General features: G+C 65.5%; 23 protein-coding genes and 2 tRNA genes. 20 read left to right on the forward strand and 5 right to left on the reverse strand.

Annotated features, from left to right (window positions below):
• Positions 1 to 70 precede the first annotated feature (70 nt).
• Entirely contained in the window at positions 71 to 532 is a 462-nt protein-coding gene (locus tag AAFN89_RS07860) for a tripartite tricarboxylate transporter TctB family protein (RefSeq protein WP_347537728.1), read from the forward strand.
• A 15-nt stretch (positions 533 to 547) separates the two neighbouring features.
• Positions 548 to 2,053, forward strand: coding sequence for a tripartite tricarboxylate transporter permease (locus AAFN89_RS07865; RefSeq protein ID WP_347537730.1), 1,506 nt, complete (start codon positions 548 to 550; stop codon positions 2,051 to 2,053).
• 56 nt (positions 2,054 to 2,109) lie between these two features.
• Here the strand turns inward: AAFN89_RS07865 and AAFN89_RS07870 are convergent, their stop codons facing one another.
• Entirely contained in the window at positions 2,110 to 2,940 is an 831-nt protein-coding gene (locus AAFN89_RS07870; RefSeq protein ID WP_347537732.1) for a serine hydrolase, read from the reverse strand.
• Between the two features lie 188 nt (positions 2,941 to 3,128).
• Positions 3,129 to 4,019 carry a LysR substrate-binding domain-containing protein gene (locus AAFN89_RS07875; protein WP_347537734.1) on the reverse strand — a complete coding sequence of 297 codons (891 nt, stop codon included), beginning with the start codon at positions 4,017 to 4,019 and terminating at the stop codon, positions 3,129 to 3,131.
• 120 nt (positions 4,020 to 4,139) lie between these two features.
• Between AAFN89_RS07875 and AAFN89_RS07880 the strand changes: the two genes are divergently transcribed.
• Genes AAFN89_RS07880 through AAFN89_RS07895 form a run of 4 tightly spaced genes read left to right on the forward strand, consistent with a single transcriptional unit; the run spans position 4,140 to position 8,686 of the window.
• On the forward strand, positions 4,140 to 5,483 hold the full coding sequence (locus AAFN89_RS07880) for an acyclic terpene utilization AtuA family protein (RefSeq protein WP_347537736.1): 1,344 nt from the start codon (positions 4,140 to 4,142) through the stop codon (positions 5,481 to 5,483).
• The gene (locus AAFN89_RS07885; RefSeq protein ID WP_347537738.1) at positions 5,480 to 5,845 is read left to right on the forward strand and encodes a hypothetical protein; all 366 of its coding nucleotides are present in this window, start codon (positions 5,480 to 5,482) and stop codon (positions 5,843 to 5,845) included. Before AAFN89_RS07880 ends, AAFN89_RS07885 begins: the two co-directional genes overlap by 4 nt.
• Before the next feature lies 1 nt (position 5,846).
• A complete protein-coding gene (locus AAFN89_RS07890) occupies positions 5,847 to 6,809 on the forward strand; it encodes a TAXI family TRAP transporter solute-binding subunit (protein WP_347537740.1) in 963 nt (320 codons plus the stop codon).
• A gap of 5 nt (positions 6,810 to 6,814) precedes the next feature.
• Positions 6,815 to 8,686 carry a TRAP transporter fused permease subunit gene (locus AAFN89_RS07895; RefSeq protein ID WP_347537742.1) on the forward strand — a complete coding sequence of 624 codons (1,872 nt, stop codon included), beginning with the start codon at positions 6,815 to 6,817 and terminating at the stop codon, positions 8,684 to 8,686.
• Between the two features lie 6 nt (positions 8,687 to 8,692).
• Here AAFN89_RS07895 and AAFN89_RS07900 read toward each other — a convergent pair.
• Positions 8,693 to 8,767: transfer RNA gene (locus AAFN89_RS07900), tRNA-Thr, on the reverse strand.
• Positions 8,768 to 8,880: 113 nt separating this feature from the next.
• On the opposite strand from AAFN89_RS07900, the gene AAFN89_RS07905 reads away from it, so the two are divergent.
• The 14 genes from AAFN89_RS07905 (at position 8,881) to AAFN89_RS07970 (ending at position 18,038) form a co-directional block, all read left to right on the forward strand.
• On the forward strand, positions 8,881 to 9,078 hold the full coding sequence (locus AAFN89_RS07905; RefSeq protein WP_347537745.1) for a hypothetical protein: 198 nt from the start codon (positions 8,881 to 8,883) through the stop codon (positions 9,076 to 9,078).
• 87 nt (positions 9,079 to 9,165) lie between these two features.
• Entirely contained in the window at positions 9,166 to 9,720 is a 555-nt protein-coding gene (gene dcd / locus AAFN89_RS07910) for a dCTP deaminase (protein ID WP_347537747.1), read from the forward strand.
• A gap of 29 nt (positions 9,721 to 9,749) precedes the next feature.
• A complete protein-coding gene (murA, locus tag AAFN89_RS07915; protein ID WP_347537749.1) occupies positions 9,750 to 11,042 on the forward strand; it encodes a UDP-N-acetylglucosamine 1-carboxyvinyltransferase in 1,293 nt (430 codons plus the stop codon).
• The gene (locus tag AAFN89_RS07920; protein WP_347537751.1) at positions 11,039 to 11,542 is read left to right on the forward strand and encodes a DUF2948 family protein; all 504 of its coding nucleotides are present in this window, start codon (positions 11,039 to 11,041) and stop codon (positions 11,540 to 11,542) included. Before murA ends, AAFN89_RS07920 begins: the two co-directional genes overlap by 4 nt.
• A gap of 43 nt (positions 11,543 to 11,585) precedes the next feature.
• Positions 11,586 to 12,263, forward strand: a complete 678-nt coding sequence (gene hisG, locus AAFN89_RS07925) for an ATP phosphoribosyltransferase (RefSeq protein WP_347537753.1) — start codon at positions 11,586 to 11,588, stop codon at positions 12,261 to 12,263.
• Positions 12,253 to 13,557: a histidinol dehydrogenase gene (hisD, locus tag AAFN89_RS07930; protein ID WP_347537755.1), complete on the forward strand. Its 1,305-nt coding sequence runs from the start codon at positions 12,253 to 12,255 to the stop codon at positions 13,555 to 13,557. The genes hisG and hisD overlap by 11 nt, the downstream gene beginning before the upstream one ends.
• Positions 13,558 to 13,561: 4 nt before the next feature.
• Positions 13,562 to 14,044: a UPF0262 family protein gene (locus tag AAFN89_RS07935; RefSeq protein WP_347537757.1), complete on the forward strand. Its 483-nt coding sequence runs from the start codon at positions 13,562 to 13,564 to the stop codon at positions 14,042 to 14,044.
• On the forward strand, positions 14,044 to 14,490 hold the full coding sequence (locus AAFN89_RS07940) for an arsenate reductase ArsC (RefSeq protein WP_347537759.1): 447 nt from the start codon (positions 14,044 to 14,046) through the stop codon (positions 14,488 to 14,490). Before AAFN89_RS07935 ends, AAFN89_RS07940 begins: the two co-directional genes overlap by 1 nt.
• Before the next feature lie 190 nt (positions 14,491 to 14,680).
• Positions 14,681 to 14,899: a translation initiation factor IF-1 gene (infA, locus tag AAFN89_RS07945; protein WP_126618956.1), complete on the forward strand. Its 219-nt coding sequence runs from the start codon at positions 14,681 to 14,683 to the stop codon at positions 14,897 to 14,899.
• Positions 14,900 to 14,935: 36 nt separating this feature from the next.
• Positions 14,936 to 15,523, forward strand: coding sequence for a Maf family protein (locus AAFN89_RS07950; protein WP_347537762.1), 588 nt, complete (start codon positions 14,936 to 14,938; stop codon positions 15,521 to 15,523).
• 8 nt (positions 15,524 to 15,531) lie between these two features.
• Positions 15,532 to 16,623 (forward strand): ribonuclease E/G, encoded by a 1,092-nt coding sequence (locus tag AAFN89_RS07955; RefSeq protein ID WP_347537764.1) that lies wholly within the window; start codon positions 15,532 to 15,534, stop codon positions 16,621 to 16,623.
• 3 nt (positions 16,624 to 16,626) lie between these two features.
• Positions 16,627 to 16,827, forward strand: coding sequence for a DNA gyrase inhibitor YacG (gene yacG / locus AAFN89_RS07960; protein ID WP_347537765.1), 201 nt, complete (start codon positions 16,627 to 16,629; stop codon positions 16,825 to 16,827).
• An 80-nt stretch (positions 16,828 to 16,907) separates the two neighbouring features.
• A tRNA-Phe gene (locus tag AAFN89_RS07965) sits at positions 16,908 to 16,983 on the forward strand.
• Between the two features lie 179 nt (positions 16,984 to 17,162).
• A complete protein-coding gene (locus AAFN89_RS07970) occupies positions 17,163 to 18,038 on the forward strand; it encodes a DUF2189 domain-containing protein (protein WP_347537766.1) in 876 nt (291 codons plus the stop codon).
• Between the two features lie 7 nt (positions 18,039 to 18,045).
• On the opposite strand, the gene AAFN89_RS07975 is transcribed toward AAFN89_RS07970, so the two are convergent.
• Positions 18,046 to 19,983, reverse strand: a complete 1,938-nt coding sequence (locus AAFN89_RS07975; RefSeq protein ID WP_347537767.1) for a nucleoside-diphosphate sugar epimerase/dehydratase — start codon at positions 19,981 to 19,983, stop codon at positions 18,046 to 18,048.
• Between the two features lie 70 nt (positions 19,984 to 20,053).
• Positions 20,054 to 21,040 carry an SDR family NAD(P)-dependent oxidoreductase gene (locus tag AAFN89_RS07980; protein WP_347537769.1) on the reverse strand — a complete coding sequence of 329 codons (987 nt, stop codon included), beginning with the start codon at positions 21,038 to 21,040 and terminating at the stop codon, positions 20,054 to 20,056.
• Positions 21,041 to 21,155 lie beyond the last annotated feature (115 nt).

The following is a 21,155-nucleotide window of genomic DNA, read 5'->3' on the forward strand; positions in this document are numbered from 1 at the left end:
CGGTCTGATCGACCGTCCCGTTTTGCCTTGAGGTTCAATCGGCTGCGATGCGGTCTACGCGGATAGGTACATGGACGTTCAGAAATCTATGAAGGATCTGCTGGCGGGGCTGGTCTTCATCGCCTTCGGGCTCGCCTTCGGCTACGCCAGCCTCACCTATGAGCTCGGCACCGCGACCCGCATGGGACCGGGATACTTCCCTCTAGTGCTGGCGGGCATCCTGACCTTGCTAGGGGCAGTCATCCTCTTCAAGGGAATCACCGCGCCGTCTGAGGAGCCGATGGGCCCGACGCCCTGGTTCGCCGGCGCGCTGCTGATCGCGGCCCTGTTCATCTTCGGCTTCACGGTAAGGGGGCTGGGGCTTGTGCCTGCCCTGATGATCGCGGTCTTCATGAGCGCGTTCGCCAGCCGCCGCACGAGCCTCGTGGGGGCGGCGGTGATGACGGCCGGACTGACCGTCCTCTGCGTCGTGATCTTCGTCTATGCGCTCGGCCTGCCGCTCCGCATGTTCGGCCCCTGGCTCTCCTTCTAAGACGGGACCGCGTCAATGGAACTCATCGCCAATCTCGGTCTCGGCTTCGATACCGTCCTCACCTCGACCAACCTCTTCTATTGCTTCGTCGGCGTCCTGCTGGGCACGCTGGTCGGCGTGCTGCCCGGCATCGGGCCGACCGCGACCATCGGCCTTCTGCTGCCCATCACCTTTAATTTCGAGCCGGTGACCTCGCTCATCATGCTCGCCGGCATCTATTACGGTGCGCAGTATGGCGGCTCGACAACGGCCATCCTGATCAACCTGCCCGGCGAATCATCATCCGCCGTGACGGCGATCGACGGCTACAAGATGGCCAGGCAGGGCAGGGCGGGCGCCGCGCTCGCCACCGCCGCGCTGGGATCGTTCTTCGCCGGCACCGTGGCGACGCTCGTGCTGGCGGTGTTCGCCCCGCCGCTCGCCGAAATGGCGCTCCAGTTCGGCTCTCCGGAATATTTCTCGCTGATCGTGCTGGGCCTGCTGGCGTCGGTGGCGCTGGCCCACGGCTCCATCATCAAGGCGCTGGCGATGATCGTGCTGGGCCTGCTGCTCGGCCTCGTCGGCCAGGACATCTACAGCGGCCAGCCGCGCTTCACCTTCGGCCGGTTCGAACTCTATAGCGGGATCAACTTCGTCTCCGTCGCCGTCGGCGTCTTCGGCCTCGCGGAGATCCTGAAGAACCTGGAACATGAGTCGGTCCGGGAGGTCGCAGTCAAGCACGTCAAGAACCTCTGGCTCAGCAAGGAGGACTTCAAGCGCATCATCGCTCCGGTCATTCGCGGCACCGCGCTCGGATCGGTGCTGGGCGTGCTGCCGGGCGGCGGCCACGTGCTGTCGGCCTTCGCCTCCTACTCGCTGGAGAAGCGGATCGCCAAGGATCCCAGCAAGTTCGGGACGGGCGCCATCGAAGGCGTGGCCGGGCCTGAATCGGCCAACAACGCGGGCGCCCAGACCTCGTTCATCCCGATGCTGACGCTGGGCATCCCGGCCCATCCGGTGATGGCGCTGATGATCGGCGCGTTCATCATCCAGGGCATCACGCCAGGTCCCAACGTGGTGACCGACGAGCCGGAGCTGTTCTGGGGCATCATCGTGTCGATGTGGGTCGGCAACCTGATGCTGGTGCTTCTCAACCTGCCGCTCATCGGGCTGTGGGTGAAGATGCTGACCATCCCCTACCGCGTGCTGTTCCCGGCGATCATCGCCTTCGCCAGCATCGGCACGTTCAGCATCAATCTGAACGCCTTCGACGTCTATGCGATCGCCGTACTGGGCATCATCGGCTACGTGCTGGTGAAGTTCGACTGCGAACCCGCGCCGCTGCTGCTGGGCTTCGTGCTCGGACCGTTGCTGGAGGAACATCTGCGCCGCGCGATGATCATCTCCCGCGGCGACGCGATGGTCTTCCTCGAACGCCCGATCAGCGCCGGCCTGCTGGCCCTGGCGGTGATAGCGGTCATCGTCGCCGTGATCCCGGCGGTGCGCGCGAAGAGAGAAGAGGTCTTCCAGGAGGAAGACTGACGAGTGGCTCCGGGCCAGGTTCCGTCCCATTGGCGAAACCTGGCCCTACGCGCCTGCTATCGACCGCTTTCTTCGAGGGCCACGGTGCGCACCAGCCTACCGATCTCAAGCATGACATCGCCAACGGCATCGACACGCTCACGATCGGGGTTCCAGTTGGCGATCGCACAATAGCTGCAGGCGGTGCCGCCAACCACGAGCCCGGCATCGGCGCGCACGCCTTGATCCGACCCGGTCTTGTTGAAGATGCTGATGCCTCCCGGTTCCGATCCGTGAATCAATGGGTCCAGTCTCAACGCAGAGGCCACCATCGAAAAATCGAGACTTGTACCGAGCCAGTGCTCGACCTGCGCATCAACTTCCGTGGAGACCAGCTCCCGGCGGTGCATGCGGGTGAACAGGTCGGTCCAGTCCGATGCCCGGCCTTTGCTCACGGTTGGCGGATGTTGGGGTCCACGGTCGTCGCGGATGTAGTCGGCCAGCAGGCTTTCGGAATATCCCAGCGCATCGCCCCTGGCCTGCACGGCATCAAGCCCGACGCGATGCAGCAGGGCATTGGTCGCCCAGTTGTCGCTAACCGCCGCCACGAGCGTTGCGGCGTCGGCAAGAGGAAGCACATCAATCTGCAGATACCGCCAGAGGCCGGAGTCCTCGATCTTTGGAACATCGCGGCGATCGACAGGATCACTGCCTATCAACCTTCCCTCGCTAAGTCGTCCGGCTATTTCGACAAGCAGGAATACCTTTGCCAGGCTCGCTGTTTTCAGCACGCGCTCGGGGTGCAACGAAAAAACAGGAATGTTACTGGCGATGTCGCGAACCTCGATACTCCACTCAACATCAGGAGCACGTCCGGCCAGCGCGGTTATGGCAGAGGCTTTGTTCATCGGTTCTAGATGCCAGGGGAAGGTTCAGCTTTTGCAACCAGCCCGGCGGTTTCTCCGGTTCGTAAAGGTGAACGCTCTTGATTTCGTGCGAGAGGTAATGCGCGAATCCCCGTAGTTCCAGCGCTGTCCGCGCAACGCGCCCGGGCGGTTCCGGTGACGCGGGCCAGGCTTGGTTCCTTTAGCGGAGCCTATCTCCTTGTCACGTCCCGGCGCAGCATCTCTATCATCTCCGTCGCCGCCGGTGTGAAAGCTCGACCAATCCGGCTGATGACGCCCAGGTGCCGCCTCATCACGGGCCTGGAGAGCCGGCGGACCGCGAGCCCCTCAAGCGAGAATACCGGGAGAGCTTCGGAGGGCAGGATGGTCACGCCCAACCCGGCCCGTACGAAGCCGACGGCGGTCGCCATCTGTTCCACCTCCGCCTCGATCCGCAGATGGATATCAGCGTTGCCCATGGCGCGGTCGATCATTTCCCGGACGCTTGTCCCGGTATTCATCACGGCGACCGCATGGTCATCCAGCGCCGCCCAGGGCAGATCGCCTGCTCCGGCGAGAGAATCATGCTCCAGGCAGACCAGCATCAGTTCGTCGTCATAGAGCGGCTCGTGTCGCAGATCGCGGGGACCGGCGCCGGCGAGGCCGAGACCGAAATCGGCCCCGCCGCGGCGGACCAGTTCGCCCAGCGCGCCTGCCGGCGCGTCGATCACCGTTACCTCGATCTCCGGAAACCGCCGCTTGAACTTCGCCAGCAGCAGCGGCAAGCGGCCGGCGGCGATCGACGGCAGCGCGGCTACCGTAAGGCGTCCGCGTCGAACCTCGGCGAAATCGCGCATGTCCGTCACCACACGGTCGAGATCCTCCATGACCCGCACGATGGACCCGTGGAACTCCCTGCCGGCGGCGGAGAGTTCGACGCTGCGGGTCGTCCTGTCGAAGAGGACGAAGCCAAGACGATCCTCAAGGTCGCGGATCGTGCCGCTGAGAGTCGGCTGAGTCATCGCCAGCATATCGGCCGCGCGGGTGAAGTTCCGTTCACGGGCGGTGGCGATGAAGGCGCGTAGATGGCGTAGCTCGATCATAGGATTGATAATTCCAGCCGATAATTACATCGGAACTTTCAATTTCTCCTATAAGCCGGACTTTGTTTCAATCTTTCTCAAGCGGAGGGAGGCAAACCCGTATGGGGGAAGGGAGACTCAGTGGCGGCACGACTGCTTATCGGCGCAGGATCGGGGTTCGCGGGAGACCGGGTCGACCCCGCGATCGCGGTCGTCGATGCGCTCTCCGCGCACGAGGCGCCGGGCTTTCTCATCTATGAGACGCTGGCCGAACGCACACTGGCGTTGGCGCAGCAAGCTGGCGGCAGCCGCGCGGCGGTTGCCGAACGGTTCCTGGAGCCAATCTTGCACGCCTGCCTGGCGAAGGGCATCCGGATCGTCGGCAATTTCGGCGGCAGCGACCCTCTCGCCGTCGCGCGTCGCGTTGCGGCGATGGGGCGCGAGACAACCGGAACGTCTCCGCGTGTCGCCGCGATCGTTGGCGACGACCTTCTTGCGGCGCTCGGCGAACAAGGGGTACGGGCGCTCGACCTCGACCTGCCGCTCGATCCCGCCGACCGCGTCGTCGCGGCGAACGCCTATATCGGCGCCGATCCAATCCGCCAGGCGCTCGATGATGAAGCGCGGATCGTGGTTGCCGGTCGCGTGTCCGATCCGTCGCTGGCGCTTGGGCCGTTCCTGCACGTGACCGGCGCGCGGGACCATGACAGCCTCGCCCACGGTACTTTGGCCGGTCATCTCCTGGAATGCGCGGGACAGGTCACCGGAGGTTATTTCGCAGTCCCCGGCCTCAAGGACGTAGAAGGGCTGGACGATCTGGGATTCCCGGTAGCGGAGATCGACGACGATATCGTCATCGGAAAGCCGGCCGGGACGGGTGGTCGCATCGATTGCGCGACGGTCAAGGAGCAGATCCTCTACGAAATCCATGATCCCGCCGCCTATTTGACGCCCGATATCACGCTGGACATCACGGCCGTCGATGTTGAAGCGGTCGGATCGGACAGGGTTCGTGTGTGCGGGGCTCGCGGATTCGCTCCTCCGGCAAGGTTGAAGGCGACGATCTGCTTCGAGAACGGGTGGCTGGCGGAATCCGAAATCTCCTACGCCGGGCATCGGGCCTTCGAACGGGCGAAGCTGGCGATCGACATTGTGCGACGCCGCATGGGTCGCTTTGCCCCAGGCCTTGCCGTGCGCGCCGACATCGTGGGCGTCGCCAGCGTGTTCGCGGACGATGCCGGAATCATGCTGGAGGCATGGCGGGGGCAGCCGCCGGACGATGTCCGCGCGCGCTTCGCCCTGCGCGCCCGCGACCGGAAGGCGGCGGAACGGCTGATCGAAGAGGTCGAGGGTCTCTACACGAACGGGCCGGCGGGCGGCGGCGGCGTGCGGTCGCGCCTGGAACGGTCGATCGCCACCAGTTCGGCTCTGGTCGATAGAGACATCGTCCGACCGAGGGTCGTATTCGCGGAGGACGGCGAATGACAGTCGTTCCTCTCTGGCGGATCGCCCATGGCCGCGCCGGCGACAAGGGCGACATCCTCAACATTTCCGTGATCGCCTACCGGGCGGAGGACTTCGCGACAATTCGCCGTGAGGTGACGCCCGAACGGGTTGCCGCCCTTTTCGCTTCCCGCAAGCCGCGCTCCGTCAAGGTCCACGTCCTGGAACGGCTTGGGGCGCTCAATATCGTGATCGACGGCGCGCTGGAAGGCGGCGTCAATCGTTCCCTGTCCCTCGACCGGCACGGCAAGACGCTTTCGATGCGTCTGCTCGACCTGTCGATATCCCTGGCGGACGGCTCCGAAAGAATGGCCGCCGCTTCCATGAAGCAAGGAGGAAACTGAGATGAGAAGCCCAATCGCCGCCGCGGCCTTCGCCGTCGCCATAGCCGCCCCGGGCGCCGCAGTCGCCCAGACCGACCTGCTGATCGGTTCGACCTCCGCGTCGTCCAGCCACTATGGATATTTCGTTGCCGTCTCGCAGGTCATCAACAACCAGGTCGAAGGTGTCTCCACCTCGGTCGCGGAAACGGGAGCGACGCTGGACAATCTTCGGCGTCTGGCGCGCGACCAGGTCGATATCGGTCTCGTCACCACCAACGTGCTTTACAGCGCCTACAATGGCCTCGGCGACTTCGAGGGCAACCCGCTGGACGCGCAACTGCTCTGGGTCTATTCGATCGCGCCGCAGAATGCTGTCGTGCGTGCGGACTCCGGTATCACCGAACTCGCCGACCTGGAAGGTCAGGAGTTCAATCCGGGCATTCGCGGCTCCGCGACGGAAGCTACGACGGAGCGCGTGTTCGCGGAGTTGGGGGTCGCGCCGGCGTGGGTTCGCGGATCGACCGGCGACATGGTCGATGCGGTGAAGGACGCCCGCATTGTCGGCTATGTGAAGTCCGGGGCCGGTCTCGCGCTTGACGCATCGACGCTCGACATCGCCACGTCGACGGAAATCAACATCCTTGGCCTCACCGACGAGCAGGCGGCCGCAATCGCGGAAGCGCTGCCGGAACTGTCCATTGTGGAGGTTCCGGCCAATTCCGGACAGGGGACGGAAGCATACCAGACCTGGGCCTTCGCGGTCGGGGCGGCGGCCACCTCAAATCTTGACGAAGAGACGGCCTACCAGATCGTCAAGGCGATAATGGAGGATGACGAGTTCCAGCGCTCGGCGATGGCGAGCGTGGGCGATCTCGACCTCGCGGAGACGACTCTGGAATATGCGACGACGCCGCTGCATCCGGGAACAATCCGCTATCTGACCGAACAGGGATACGATATCCCCGAGCGGCTCATCGCGGACTGATCCGGATGACCAATCTCCGAAAGGCGCTGGCCGCCGTGCTGAGCGGGTTCGTGATCTGGACGGCCGCGTTCGGTCAGTTCTCGAGCCTCGTTCAGCGCGCCGCCTTCGTGGAACTCGTCATCCTGCTCGGGTTGGCGACCTATCCGCTTTTCGTTGGCTCCCGGTGGCGGCCGCTGGGTATCGTGATCGATGGGATTTTGGCGATCGGCGCCACGGTGGCCTGCCTCACCATTCTGCGACGGGCCAACGACATCATGTCGTCACTGCCCTTCGCGGAGATGAGCGATATCCTTCTGACGGTTATCCTCATCGTCGTGATTCTGGAGGTGGCGCGCAGGACGATCGGCCTGATCTTTCCACTGCTGGTGCTCGCGGGCCTGGCCTACGCGCTGCTGGGCCAGTTCATCCCCGGACGGTTCGGGCATCGGGGGTTCGACATATATTTCGTCACGGAAACCCTTTTCCTCGGCGATCTAGGCTTCTGGGGGCTGCTGACAGGTGTTGCGGCCACGACGCTCGCCGCCTTCACCCTGTTCGGCGCGCTGCTGCTTCATAGCGGTGGCGGGGACGCCTTCATGAAGCTCGCCATGCGGATAGGCGGCCGGACGACGGGCGGCGCTGCCAAGATAGCCACCATCGCCTCGGGCTTGTTCGGGATGATCTCCGGCAGTTCGGTCGCCAATGTCGCGACCACCGGCGCGTTCACCATCCCGATGATGAAGCGGCTGGGCTATCCGCGGCCGTTCGCCGGCGCGGTCGAGGCTGTGGCGTCGACAGGCGGTCAACTCGCCCCGCCCATCATGGGTGCGGCCGCCTTCATCATGGCCGAAATACTGGGCGTCAGCTATGTCACGATCGCCGCAGCGGCGGCGCTGCCTGCCGTTCTCTTCTATGCCGGGGTCTTCGTGACAGTCCATTCGATGGCGGCCGCGAACGGGTTGGGGGCGGTCCCTCGCGAGGAACTTCCGTCATGGCGTGACGCGCTCAACCCCAGCCGCCTTGCCCCGGTTATCGTGGCGTTCGCCGGCCTGACCTACGGGCTTGTCAACGGCCGGTCGTTGCAAAGCTCAGCTTTCTTCGCGATGGCCGGCGTCGTCATCGTCTCGATCCTGATGGCGATTGCCGAGAAACGCTTTGGCGACTGGCGGCATGCAATGATGGACGCCGTCGAGGACGCAGGCCGCGGTCTCGTCATCGTCGGCATCCTGCTCGCCGGCGCGCAAATCCTGGTCTCTATGATCAACCTTACCGGATTGGGCGTGACGCTTTCGTCGATGCTGGCGACCATTGGCGGCGGCGTGCTGATCCTCGGCTTCGTCGTGGCGGCGACCTGCATGGTGATGGGAATGGGCATCCCGACCACCGCCGCTTATGTGCTGGTGGCGTCCGTGCTCGCTCCGGCGATGATCCGCGCGGGGGTGGAGCCGCTGACGGCGCATATGTTCGTTTTCTACTACGCGACCCTGTCGGTGATCACTCCACCGGTCTGCGTCGCCGTGTTCGTGGCCGCGTCGCTCGCCGACACACGATGGCCGGCCGTCGCCCGTCGGGCGCTGGCGATCGGCGCCTCCGCCTACGGACTGCCGTTTCTCTTCCTGCTGATTCCGGCGACGCTCCACCCCAGCCTGTCGGTGGCATACCTCCACGCAATCGTCGCCGGTGCGGTGTTCATCCTGGCGACGGCGGCCATGTTCGGCGGCTGGTCGATCTTCGGCCGGCGGTTCGTCGACATCCCCTGTTGGATCGCCATCGCTTTCGGCGGGCTCGCGCCCCATTGGACGCTGACGGCGATTGCAGCCGTGGCGCTGCTGGCGATCATCGCGAGGGATTTCATCGGAACTCGCCGACAGGTCCCTGATTTTCCGGTAAGTCGTTGATTTAAGTGGTGCTGCCGCAGAGATTTGAACTCTGGACCTCTCCCTTACCAAGGGAGTGCTCTACCCCTGAGCTACGGCAGCCCTGGCCCTTTCGGGGCGCGCGGAAACTGCCACAGGGGATGGAGAGGTGCAAGCGCTTTTGGCCGCTTCGCACCGTTGCCCTTCGCGGCGCGATCGGGCATGAAAAAGCCTTGATGGCGTCCGATAGCGATAAACCGAAACAGAGAGCCGGCGAAACCGTCGGCGGCGATGACCGGCGCGCCCGCGAGGCGGCGGCGCTGCGGGCCAACCTTGCGCGGCGAAAGCAGCAGCAGCGGGGGCGCCGCGACGCAAGCCCCGCCTCCGCCCAGCCGTCGTCGGGGAAGGCGGAAGAGGAGGGCGGCGATGCTTGAGCCGCAAGAGGCGCTCGTCTAAAAAGGGCCGATCGCGCGCCGCCCGAAGGGCGTCAGCCCATATTTCTGGAAGGCAAAGGGACGACCATGGCGATCATGTCGGATATCTGGATCCGCGAGCAGGCAGAGCGGCAGGACATGATCGAACCGTTCGTGGAGAAGCAGACCCGCGCCGGCGTGATCTCCTACGGCCTGTCCTCCTATGGCTACGATGCACGCGTTTCCGACGAATTCCTGATCTTCACCAATGTCGACAATGACGTGGTGGACCCCAAATCCTTTTCCGACACCAGTTTCGTGAAGCGCAAGACGCCGATCTGCGTCATCCCGCCGAACAGCTTCGTCCTGGCCTCCACGGTGGAATATTTCCGCGTGCCGAAGGACGTGCTGGTGATATGCGTCGGCAAGTCGACCTACGCCCGCTGCGGCATCATCGTGAACGTGACGCCGCTGGAGCCGGGCTGGGAGGGCCACGTGACGCTGGAATTTTCCAACACCACGCCGCTGCCGGCCAAGATCTACGCCAATGAAGGCGCCTGCCAGTTCCTGTTCCTCCAGGGCGACCAGCCTTGTGAGACCTCCTACGCCGACCGCGCCGGCAAATATATGGGCCAGCGCGGCGTTACCCTGCCGAAGCTCTGATCCCCCCGCAACACCGGACCGGTTTCTCCATGGACAAGATTCGCATCCGCGGCGGCAAGGCGCTGCATGGCACGCTTCCCATCAGCGGGGCGAAGAACGCGGCCCTGCCGCTGATGGCGGCCAGCCTGCTGACCGACCAGACGCTGACGCTGGTCAACCTGCCGCATTTGGCCGACATCACCACGCTGGCCAACCTGCTGTCCCAGCACGGCGTCGCGATGCACATGAACGGCCACGCCTCCAATGGCGGGCATACCGGCCGGGTGGTCGAACTGACCGCGAAGGAGATCATAAGCACCACCGCGCCCTACGACCTCGTCCGCAAGATGCGGGCTTCCGTCCTGGTGCTGGGGCCGCTGCTGGCGCGGTGCGGGCAGGCAAAGGTGTCGCTGCCGGGAGGCTGCGCGATCGGGACGCGGCCGGTTGATCTGCACATCCAGGGGCTTGAGCAACTGGGTGCGGAGATCGAACTGCAGGAAGGCTACATGGTCGCCCGTGCGCCCAAGGGGCTGACCGGCACGCGCATCCTGTTCCCGAAGGTCTCCGTCGGCGCGACGGAGAACCTGCTGATGGCGGCGACGCTGGCGAAGGGGGAGACCATCCTCGCCAACGCCGCGCGGGAGCCCGAGGTGTCGGACCTTGCCCACTGCCTGGTCGCCATGGGCGCGCGGATCGAGGGCATCGGCACCGATACGCTGCGGGTCCAGGGCGTGCCGTCCCTCCACGCCGCCACGCACGAAGTGATCGCCGACCGGATCGAGACCGGGACCTACGCCATGGCCGCCGCGATCACCGGCGGCGATATCGAGCTTCTGGGCGGCCGCATGGAGGATCTGACGGCGATGGTCGCGGTCCTGCGCAAGGCCGGCGCTTCGATCAAGCCGACGGAGAACGGCTTCCGCGTCAGCCGGACGGATGCGGAACTGAAGGGCGTCGACGTGATGACGGAGCCGTTCCCCGGCTTCCCCACCGACCTCCAGGCGCAGATGATGAGCCTGATGTGCGCCGCCAACGGGGCCGCGATGATCACGGAGACGATCTTCGAGAACCGTTTCATGCATGTGCCGGAGCTGACGCGCATGGGGGCGGATATTACTGTGCATGGCGCGTCGGCACTGGTGCGCGGCGTACCGCGCCTGACCGGCGCGCCGGTGATGGCGACCGATCTCAGGGCCAGCGTGTCGCTGGTGCTGGCGGGCCTGTTCGCGGACGGCGAAACGGTGTTGAATCGCGTCTACCATCTCGACCGAGGCTATGAGCATCTGGAGGCCAAGCTGGCGGGATGCGGCGCCGATGTGGAGCGGATCAAGGGCGAGGAATGATGGACGGAAGCCGCAATGACGGCCCGTTGAGATTGCGGGCGAAGGATGGGGACGACCTGCTGGTCTTCTCCACGGCCTTGCAGGATGCGATCGTGCCGATCGTCGATGTCGCGTTCCTGGCGGCGGAGCGGCGCTTCATGATGGTCGTCAACCGCTTCAAATGGGAGGCGGGGGAACAGCCGGCCGATCTCCTGGGCAGCGACGAGGCCGATGACGATCCCGCCACCGGAAACATCTACCTGCGGACCAACTGCGCGGTGCGGTTCGACAATGTCGCCGCGGTTCAGAGCCGGGGGGTCGACCTGAAGAATCGCGGCCAGCTTCTGGACATGCTGGCCTTGCGGGCGGAGGAAGGCGCGATCCGGCTGGATTTCGCCGATGGCGTCGCCCTCCTGCTGACGGTCGACGGCGTCGAGGCCCGGCTGGAGGATCTGGGCGAACCCTGGCCGACCACGCGAATGCCGTCCCACCTGTTTGAAGACCAGGGCGCGAGCGCTTAAGGTCTTCCTCTACCGTCCGATACATCCCCGAAGGGCCGATCCCTTGTCCGCCTCTCCCCTCCGCACCAACGAACCGCTGGTGATCGCCGTGCCGAAGGGCCGGATCCTGGACGAGCTGCGGCCCCTGATGCGCGGGGTCGGGCTGGAACCCGAGCCGGCCTTCGACGATCCGCGCCATCGCGGCCTGCGCTTCGCCACCAACCTGCCGAATGTCGAGATCATCCGCGTCCGGTCCTTCGACGTCGCCACCTTCGTCGCCTTCGGCGCGGCCCATTTGGGCGTCGCCGGCAACGACGTGTTGATGGAGTTCGACTATCCGGAGATCTATGCGCCGCTGGATCTGCGCATCGGGCCATGCCGGCTTGCCGTAGCCGAGCCGATCGATCTTTCCGAAACCGACGATCCGGCGCGGTGGAGCCATATCCGGATCGCGACGAAATATCCTGAGATCACCCGCCGCCATTTCGCCGCGCGCGGCGTCCAGGCGGAATGCATCAAGCTGAACGGGGCGATGGAGCTTGCGCCCTCGCTCGGCCTCTGCCGGCGGATTGTCGATTTGGTGTCCAGCGGCTCCACACTTCAGGCGAATGGGTTGCGGGAGATAGAGCATATCGCGCACGTCACCTCACGGCTGATCGTCAACCGCGCCGCACTGAAGACCCGCCCAGAGGAGCTGGGCGGATGGGTCTCCGCGTTCCGGGAGGTCGTCGATGCCGCATAGGCTGAATGCCGCCGACGCGGATTTTGAGGCGGCCTTCACGGCCTTCCTGTCCTCCGCACGAGCGCCGGAGCAGGATGTGCGGGGCGTGGTCGCCGCGATCCTGGAGGATGTCCGGGGGCGGGGCGATGCGGCGCTCATCGACTATACCGCCCGCTTCGACCGGCTGACGTTGACGGCCGACAGGCTCCGGATTACGGAAGCGGAAATCGACGCCGCGATGGCGGAGGTCGAGCCGGCGCTGCTGCGGGCGCTGGAACTGGCGGCCGACCGGATCGCCGCCTTCCACAAGCGGCAGGAGCTTCCCGAACTGCACTATGAGGACGCCGTCGGCGTTACCCTGGGAGCGCGCTTCACCCCGCTCGACGCCGTCGGCCTCTATGTGCCCGGCGGGCTTGCCGCCTATCCAAGCTCCGTCCTGATGAACGCCCTGCCGGCCAAGGTCGCGGGCGTGGAACGGGTGGCGATGGTCGTGCCGACGCCGGATGGCAGGCTGAACCCGCTGGTGCTGGCGGCCGCCCGTCTGGCCGGAGTCGATGAGATCTACCGCGTCGGCGGCGCGCAGGCCGTTGCGGCGCTGGCTTTCGGGACGGAAAGCATCGCACCCGTCGACAAGATCGTGGGGCCGGGCAACGCCTATGTCGCGGAGGCCAAGCGGCAGGTCTTCGGCACGGTCGGCATCGACATGATCGCCGGCCCGTCGGAGATCCTGGTCGTGGCCGACAGTTCCAACGATCCGGTCTGGATCGCGGCCGACCTGCTGAGCCAGGCCGAACATGATGAGAGCGCGCAGTCGATCCTGATCACCGACGATGCCGAATTCGCCAGCGCGGTGGAAACCGCGATCACGGACCTGCTGAAGACATTGCTTCGCGCCGCCATCGCCGGGGCGAGTTGGCGGGACCATGGCGCGGTGATCCTGGTGCCGAAGCTGGAGCAGGCCCCGGCGATCGTTGACCGCATCGCGCCAGAACATCTGGAGCTGGCGCTGACGTCCGCCGAACAGATGGCCCGCAAGGTGCGCCATGCCGGCGCGATCTTCATCGGCCGCCATACGCCGGAAGCTATCGGCGATTATGTCGCCGGTCCGAACCATGTCCTGCCGACATTCCGCAGCGCGCGCTTCTCTTCCGGCCTCAACGTGCTGGATTTCGTCAAACGGACGACGCTGGTCCGCTGTCATGCCGAAAGCCTCGCCGATATCGGCCCGGCGGCGGTGGCGCTGGCGGGAGCCGAAGGGCTGCACGCCCACGCCCTTTCGGTATCGCTGCGCCTGGATGGCGCCGGATCGGCCTGACCAGATGGCGGAGGCGGATCCGCGGCAGCGCATCTCCGCGATCACGCTCGACGAGAGGCTGGTCTCCCGCCGCAGCCCGGAGGTCGAGCATGAACGGCGCATCGCGATCTACGATCTGCTGGAGGACAATTGCTTCTCCCCCGAAGGCTGCCCGCCCGGCCCCTACCGCGTCCATCTGGCGATCGAGGATACCCGCCTGATCCTGAATGTCCGCAACGAGGATGAGGCGCAGCTTGAGCGGGTGGCCCTTCCGCTCCAGCCGTTCCGAAGGTTGATCAAGGAATATTTCCTGATCTGCGAAAGCTATTACGACGCCATCCGGCATGCCGCTCCCTCGAAGATCGAGGCCATCGACATGGGCCGTCGCGGGCTGCATGACGAAGGCGCGCAGCTTCTGGCCGAAAGGCTGGCGCGGAAGGTCGATATCGATCACCCGACCGCGCGGCGGCTGTTCACGCTCCTCTGCGTCCTTCACATACGGGCGTGATGGATACTCCCCCCTATACCAGCGTGCTCTTCGTCTGCACGCACAACGCCATCCGCTCGCCGATGGCCGAAGCGATCCTCAAGCATTTCCAGGGCAAGCGGATCTATGTAGACAGCGCCGGCGTGAGGGAAGGAGAGATCGACCCCTTCACCGTGACGGTGATGGAGGAGATCGGCATGAATGTCGCCCGCCACCGTCCGAAGACGCTGGACCAGATGGAGGATGACAATTTCGACCTCGTCGTCACGCTGTCGCCGGAAGCCCATCACCGGGCGCTGGAGATGACCCGGACGATGGCGTGCGAGGTGCAGTACTGGCCGACCTTCGATCCGACCATCGTCGAAGGCAATCGCGACACCAGGCTGGCGGCGTTCCGGCAGGCCCGCGACGGGCTGCTGGAGCGCATCCAAGGCGTGTTCGCAAGCGGTGGCGGACCCTCGATCTAGTGCGATGGTTTCAACGCTTGGTTCCCAAGCGTTGAAAGCTGAATTGCACTAGATTCAGTAGGTTGGTGTTCCGATGCCGACGGATGGGAACCATCCGTCGGCATCGGAACACTAGGCTCCGGAAATCCCTTGACCGGAAGCGTGCTCTACAGCACCTATTGCGCTCGTCGATGTGGAGCTGTCGGAAACCATGGCGAAAGAAGACCTTATCGAGTTCTCGGGTACGGTCGTTGAATTGCTCCCCAACGCCATGTTCCGGGTGAAACTCGATAACGATCACGAAGTCCTGGCCCACACTTCGGGCAAGATGCGGAAGAACCGCATCCGGGTACTCGCGGGCGATCGCGTGAATGTCGAGATGACGCCCTACGATTTGTCCAAGGGCCGCATCACCTTCCGTTTCAAATAGTCCGGTCTGTTCCTCACTGATGCCAGTCCCTTGCTAATGACAGACCCGGCCCCGCGCCCTTCCTTCGTTCTTGCGTCCGCGTCGCCGCGCCGGCTCGACCTCCTGGCCCAGATCGGGATCGCTCCCGATATCGTCGATCCCGCCGATCTGGACGAAACGTCCCTTCGCGGGGAGCTGCCGGGCCCCCATGCGCTGAGGATGGCGCGAGAGAAGGCGGTTGCCGTCGCCGCGCGTCATCCGGGCGCGCTGGTGCTGGCGGCAGACACCGTCGTCGGCGTGGGCCGCCGCATCCTGCCGAAGGCGGAGGATGAGGCGGAGGCGCGGAGATGCCTCGCCCTGCTGTCGGGACGCCGGCACAAGGTTCATGGCGGCCTCGCCATCGTCGCGCCCGATGGCCGCGCGCTCGCCCGCCGGGTGGAGACGGCCGTCATATTTAAGCGCCTCTCCGATGCCGAGATCGACGCCTACATCGCCAGCGGCGAGTGGCGGGGGAAGGCCGGCGGATACGCCATCCAGGGCTGCGCCGCCGCCCTGGTCCGACAACTCTCCGGGTCCTACACGAACGTCGTCGGCCTCTGCCTCCATGAGACGGTGAAGATGCTGTCCGGCGCCGGCTGGCGCTGACCCTCCGAATGCGTCGGGACATAGAGATCATCGGTTATGAAGGCGCGATCGTCGCCGGCCTCTACCAGGATGGCGTGCTGACCGATGTCCTGGCCGAACCGGCGGACGAGCGCGGCAGGCTGGGCGCGGTTTATTGCGGCCGGGTGGAACGGGTCGATACTGTCGCCGGGGCGTGCTTCCTCGATATCGGGCTGGACAGGCAGGCCTTCCTGAAACTGCCGTCCCGCGCGCGGCCGCCCAAGGCCGGGGATTTTCTTCCGGTCCAGGTGACGGGGGCCGCACGGGAGGAGAAGGGGCCGCCGGTAACGATGGATATCGCGTTGCCAGGGCGCTTCCTGGTCTACAGGCCATATGGCGATACCGTATCCGTGTCGCGTCGCCTCGGCCCCGATGCAAAACGGATCTGGCGCAACCGCCTGTCCGGTGGCTGGATCGTCAGGGCGGCGGCGGCCGTCGCCGATCCGGAATCGATCGAGGCCGAAATCGCCTGGCTGCGGCATCAGGCGGCGGCGATCGTCGAACGTCTGGACGCTGCGCGTGCGCCAGCGCTGCTGCTCGACGGGCCTGACGCGTCGCGACGGATGATCCTCGATGCAGGTCCGGATCTCGCGGCGGTCCGGCTGGAAAGCCGCGCCCTCGACCCCCATCTCTTCGGTTGGCTGGAACGTGCCGGCATCCCTGTCCGTCTCGATATGGGCGACGCGGCGCTGACGGACCATCTGCCGGAGCTTCTGGAGGCGGAGGTTCCTCTTCCTTCCGGCGGTTCGATAATCATCGAACCCACACGGGCGCTGATCGCGGTGGACGTCAATGCGGGCGCGGCGCGGGACAAGTCGCTCGCCAACCGCGAAGCCGCGCGGGCCATCGCCCGGCATCTCAGGCTGCGCAATCTGGGCGGCCTGATGGTGATCGACTTCATCTCCGTCTTCCGGCGGGAGGAGGCCGTACTGTTCGATCTTCTGAAGGATGCCCTGGCCGACGACCCGGCGACCATCACGATAGGCCCCGGAATATCGTCTCTGGGCCTGGTCGAGCTGGCGCGGGAAAGACGGGGCCTCGGCCTAGCCGAGGCGCTGGGCGTCGATAAAAGCGCGAGGTAACCGATGACCGCCAACGATAATGGTAAGTACGGGTGCTGCCCGATCTGCGGCAAACCGGCTGAAGCGGCCGCTAGGCCCTTCTGCTCGAAGCGCTGCCGCGACGTCGACCTGTCGCGGTGGTTCGGCGAAACCTATCGCGTTCCGGCAACCGGGGCGGAGCTTGACGAGGCGGATTCTCCAGCCCTTCCGGAGGACGAGAAATAGATGTCGAAGGCGCTGGACAGGCCCGACTTCATTTCCTATAAGCAGGCTCCGCGCGGCCGGAAACCCGGCCGGACAGCGACGCCCAGGTAGCTCAGTTGGTAGAGCAGGGGACTGAAAATCCCCGTGTCGGCAGTTCAAATCTGTCCCTGGGCACCATTCTTTTCTTCCCCGATTCCATATCCCATGTGACGGCTGGCCAGCCCCCTTCGCGCCTCGGCCGATCGGGAGTATAGTTCCTCCATAGCGGGTCGCGTTCCCATCGTGACCAGTGGCTGCTGGCGCTCCGTCACGATTGATGCGCGGCCCCTCGAACCAACGGTTCGGGAGGAACGAACATGACCATTCGAAATCCCCTTGAATGGGGCGCCGATCAGTTGAAGTCGGGCGCTCATGCCGTGCGGCTGGCAAGCGGCTCTGTCTATCATGCCGAAGACCACGCCGCCGCGTCGCGGCCGGAGATCAACCGCATCGGGATCGCCGATCTGAAGGACGCGCTGGCGAAGGGGCTGGACGATTTCGCGGCCCATCGCACCGATGTTGTCTATGTCTGCCTGATCTATCCCGTCGTCGGGCTGGTCCTGGCCCGCGCGGCCTTCGGCTACGACATGCTGCCTCTGCTCTTCCCGCTCGCCTCGGGCTTCGCGCTCGTGGGCTCCTTCGCGGCGGTCGGGCTCTATGAGATGAGCCGGCGTCGAGAGCAGGGGCTGGCGGTCACCTGGACGGACGCCGTCGGCGTGCTGGGATCGCCCTCCTTCGGCGCGATCCTCGTGCTCGGCCTCGCGATGCTGGCGATCTTCGTGCTGTGGCTGTTCGCGGCCCAATTGATCTACATGGCGACGCTGGGTCCGGAGCCGCCGGCCTCCATGGCGTCGTTCGTCGAGGCGGTTTTCACCACCCAGGCGGGGTGGGCGATGATCGGCGTGGGCGTCGGCGTCGGATTCCTGTTCGCCGTGCTGTCATTGGCGGTCAGCGTGGTGGCGTTCCCGATGCTGATCGACCGGAAGGTCGGCGTCGACATCGCCGTCTGGACATCGGTTCGCGCCGTCGCCGCCAATCCGATCGCCATGGGGGCGTGGGGTCTGATCGTCGTTGGCGGGCTGGTGCTGGGATCGCTCCCGCTCTTCATCGGGCTCGCGATCGTCATGCCGGTGCTGGGGCACGCGACCTGGCACCTCTACCGGAAGGTTGTCGAGGTTCCTGGCCACAAGTGAGGGCGGACTATCGTTCCTTCACGGAGAGGTCGACCACCACCGGTTGGGCTCCATAGCCCGGCACGATGTTGGTGAGGATGGCCTTCATCTTCTCGACATTCCGGGTTTCCACCGCGTCCTTCAACTGGCCGATGGCGCGGTGGAGGATTTCCTGCTGGACGATCCGGGGGGAGGCGACGAACAGGCCGCCGACCGGGGCCGGCAGCGGCGTTTCGGCGGGATCGAGGATTTCCTCGAACAGCTTCTCCCCTGGCCTCAGCCCGGTGAAGGTGATGGGGATGTCGGTGTCGGGCCGGAAGCCGGCGAGGCGGATCATCTGGCGCGCCAGATCGACGATCCTGACCGGCTGGCCCATATCCAGAACGAAGATGGTGCCCCGGCCGTTCTGCTGGTCCAGTCCGAAGGCGGAGGCGTGGATCACCAGTTCCACGGCCTCCCGGATGGTCATGAAGTAGCGGCGCATGTCGGGATGGGTGACGGTGAGCGGGCCGCCCGCCAGCAACTGGCGCTGGAACAGCGGCACCACCGATCCCGAGGAGCCGAGCACGTTGCCGAACCGCACCGTCATGAAGCGGGTGCCGACCGCGCTGTCTTCCCGTCCCGCCACGTCCAGCGCCTGGCAATAGCTTTCCGCTATGCGCTTGGTCGCGCCCATGACGTTGGCCGGCCGCACCGCCTTGTCGGTGGAGATCAGGATCATCGCCTCCGACCGGAAGGCGCGGGCGGAGTCGGCGACGTTGGCGGTGCCCACGATGTTGGTCAGCACGCCCTCGAACGGGTTGCCCTCGACCAGCGGCACATGCTTCAGCGCGGCGGCGTGGAACACCACCTGGGGGCGCACCGTCTCGAACGCCCGGTCGACGGCGGAGCGATCGCGCACGTCGCCGATCAGGGCGTCGACCGGCGGTGGGCGGCCCATCGCCCTTATCTCCCCGTCGATGGCGTAGAGATTGAATTCGCAGCTTTCGAACAGGGTCAGCCGGTCGGGGTTCAGGCGGGAGATCTGGCGGGTCAGCTCGCTGCCGATCGATCCGCCGGCCCCGGTGATCAGCACCCGCTTGCCGTCGATCAGCCGGGCGATGGCGTCGCGGTCGAGCGTCACCTGCGGCCGGCCGAGCAGATCCTCGATGGCGATCGGCCGCGGTTCGATCTTCTCTCCGGCGTCGCGGAAGTCGGTCAGCTTCGGCAGGCGCGACAGCGGCAGGCCCAACCGGTCGCAGCGTTCGACCAGACGCGCCACCTCAGGCCCGTTCATCGCCTCCACATCCACGGTCAGGATGGCGCGCTGCGGCCGGTCGGCGGCGCGGATGGCCCGGACGACGCAGCTTTCCAGATCGGCGAGGCTGCCGATCACCGGGACGCCGCGCATGTCGCGGCCAACCCGCGCCGGCTTCAGCCCAACCACGCCGACGACGCGGTAGGACCCGGCGACGTTCTGCTGGACCGACCGGATGAACAGTTCCGCCTCGTCACCCGCGCCGATCAGGATGACGGGAATCCTGCCCGCCGTCCCATCGCGAAACAGGGATTTCAGCTTCCAGTCTTTCAGGATCCGGTAGGCGAAGCGGGAGCCGCCGAGGAAGACGATGGTGATGAACCACTGGATCATCGGCACCGATCGGGGGATCGGCGCCAGCCGGTTGATCAGGAAGAGGATGACCAGCGACCCGACGATCACCAGCGTCACCGCCTTGGCGAGCTGGATCAGATCGTTGACGGAAGCATAGCGCCAGATGCCGCGATAGAGCCCGACCACCCGGTAGACCACGGCCGCCAGGGCGACGACGATCGCGGTATAGAGCAGCAGCGCCTGCAAATAGTGGCCGAAGGCAAGCGAACCCACCCGGAAGTAAAGCGCCAGAACGACGGCCGCGCCGGTGACCACGAGATCGTGGCTATAGGCGAGGTAAGCGCGTTTAAGGTGGGAATTTAGATAATTCAGCAAAAAATTCGTCCAGAAGGAAGAATTCGCAATCTACCATTGCGTCATCGCGACGGGTATCCGTTTCTGGACCTCAGTTCCGGCCGCGAACGTAATCCTTGTACCATTCGACGAACTTCGGAATGCCAACGTCGATCGGCGTCTTCGGGTCGAAGCCCAGTTCGCGGCGGCTCGCCTCGATGTCCGCGCTGGTGGCCGGCACGTCGCCCGGCTGGATCGGCTCCAGCCTGCGCACCGCCTTCTTGCCCAGCGCGGTCTCAAGGACCTCGATGAAATGGCTCAGCTCCTCAGTCCGGCTGTTGCCGAGATTGTAGAGCTTGAAGGGCGGGGCTGCGCCATCGTCGGCCGGCGGATGGTCCAGCGCCGCCAGCACGCCCGCCACGATGTCCTCGATGAAGGTGAAGTCCCGGCGCATCTGGCCGTTGTTGAACACCCGGATCGGCCGCCCGGCCTCGATCGCGTCGGCGAACAGGTAGGCCGCCATGTCCGGCCGGCCCCAGGGGCCGTAGACGGTGAAGAAGCGCAGGCCCGTCGTCGGCATCCGGTAGAGATGGCTGTAGGTATGGGCCATCAGCTCGCCCGACCGCTTGGTCGCGGCATAGAGCGAGACCGGCGAATCGACGCGCTGGTCGACGGCGAAGGGCAGTTCGGTGTTGCCGCCATAGACGGAGGAGGAGCTGGCGTAGACGAAATGCTTCAGCCCCTTCGCCCGCCGGGCCGCCTCCAGCATCACGAGCTGGCCCATGACGTTGGCCTCGACATAGGCGTAGGGGTTCTCCAGCGAATAGCGGACGCCGGCCTGGGCGGCCAGGTGGATGATGCCGGACAGATCGTCCTGGGCGTCCACCGCCGCCGTCATCGCCTCGCGATCCGAAACATCGGCCTTGTGGAAGGAGAAACCCGGCTCGCCCTCCAGCCGGGCCAGCCGCGACTGCTTCAGCCGGACGTCGTAATAGTCGTTGAGGTTATCGACGCCGACCACGGTCTCGCCCCGCGCCAGCAGCGCCCGGCAGGTATGGAAACCGATGAAGCCGGCCGCGCCGGTAACGAGAACAGTCATGCCAGAAGCTTCCGATGATATGCGGCGTCCGCAAGTCGCGCCCCTATATGGACGACGCGGCGGCCAATGTCAGCCTTTCCTCGCCCTCACTCCCCGCGCCTGCTATGGGAATCGG

Origin of the sequence: Inquilinus sp. CAU 1745 (genome assembly GCF_039839375.1) — a bacterium.
Classification (GTDB): domain Bacteria; phylum Pseudomonadota; class Alphaproteobacteria; order DSM-16000; family Inquilinaceae; genus JBDOQU01.

Coding starts and splice junctions, on each gene's coding strand:
- AAFN89_RS07860 (WP_347537728.1), top strand. CDS start 71: ATGGACGTTCAGAAATCTATGAAGGATCTGCTGGCGGGGCTGGTCTTC.
- AAFN89_RS07865 (WP_347537730.1), top strand. CDS start 548: ATGGAACTCATCGCCAATCTCGGTCTCGGCTTCGATACCGTCCTCACC.
- AAFN89_RS07870 (WP_347537732.1), bottom strand. CDS start 2,940: ATGAACAAAGCCTCTGCCATAACCGCGCTGGCCGGACGTGCTCCTGAT.
- AAFN89_RS07875 (WP_347537734.1), bottom strand. CDS start 4,019: ATGATCGAGCTACGCCATCTACGCGCCTTCATCGCCACCGCCCGTGAA.
- AAFN89_RS07885 (WP_347537738.1), top strand. CDS start 5,480: ATGACAGTCGTTCCTCTCTGGCGGATCGCCCATGGCCGCGCCGGCGAC.
- AAFN89_RS07890 (WP_347537740.1), top strand. CDS start 5,847: ATGAGAAGCCCAATCGCCGCCGCGGCCTTCGCCGTCGCCATAGCCGCC.
- AAFN89_RS07895 (WP_347537742.1), top strand. CDS start 6,815: ATGACCAATCTCCGAAAGGCGCTGGCCGCCGTGCTGAGCGGGTTCGTG.
- AAFN89_RS07905 (WP_347537745.1), top strand. CDS start 8,881: ATGGCGTCCGATAGCGATAAACCGAAACAGAGAGCCGGCGAAACCGTC.
- dcd (WP_347537747.1), top strand. CDS start 9,166: ATGGCGATCATGTCGGATATCTGGATCCGCGAGCAGGCAGAGCGGCAG.
- murA (WP_347537749.1), top strand. CDS start 9,750: ATGGACAAGATTCGCATCCGCGGCGGCAAGGCGCTGCATGGCACGCTT.
- AAFN89_RS07920 (WP_347537751.1), top strand. CDS start 11,039: ATGATGGACGGAAGCCGCAATGACGGCCCGTTGAGATTGCGGGCGAAG.
- hisD (WP_347537755.1), top strand. CDS start 12,253: ATGCCGCATAGGCTGAATGCCGCCGACGCGGATTTTGAGGCGGCCTTC.
- AAFN89_RS07935 (WP_347537757.1), top strand. CDS start 13,562: ATGGCGGAGGCGGATCCGCGGCAGCGCATCTCCGCGATCACGCTCGAC.
- AAFN89_RS07940 (WP_347537759.1), top strand. CDS start 14,044: ATGGATACTCCCCCCTATACCAGCGTGCTCTTCGTCTGCACGCACAAC.
- infA (WP_126618956.1), top strand. CDS start 14,681: ATGGCGAAAGAAGACCTTATCGAGTTCTCGGGTACGGTCGTTGAATTG.
- AAFN89_RS07950 (WP_347537762.1), top strand. CDS start 14,936: ATGACAGACCCGGCCCCGCGCCCTTCCTTCGTTCTTGCGTCCGCGTCG.
- AAFN89_RS07955 (WP_347537764.1), top strand. CDS start 15,532: ATGCGTCGGGACATAGAGATCATCGGTTATGAAGGCGCGATCGTCGCC.
- yacG (WP_347537765.1), top strand. CDS start 16,627: ATGACCGCCAACGATAATGGTAAGTACGGGTGCTGCCCGATCTGCGGC.
- AAFN89_RS07970 (WP_347537766.1), top strand. CDS start 17,163: ATGACCATTCGAAATCCCCTTGAATGGGGCGCCGATCAGTTGAAGTCG.
- AAFN89_RS07980 (WP_347537769.1), bottom strand. CDS start 21,040: ATGACTGTTCTCGTTACCGGCGCGGCCGGCTTCATCGGTTTCCATACC.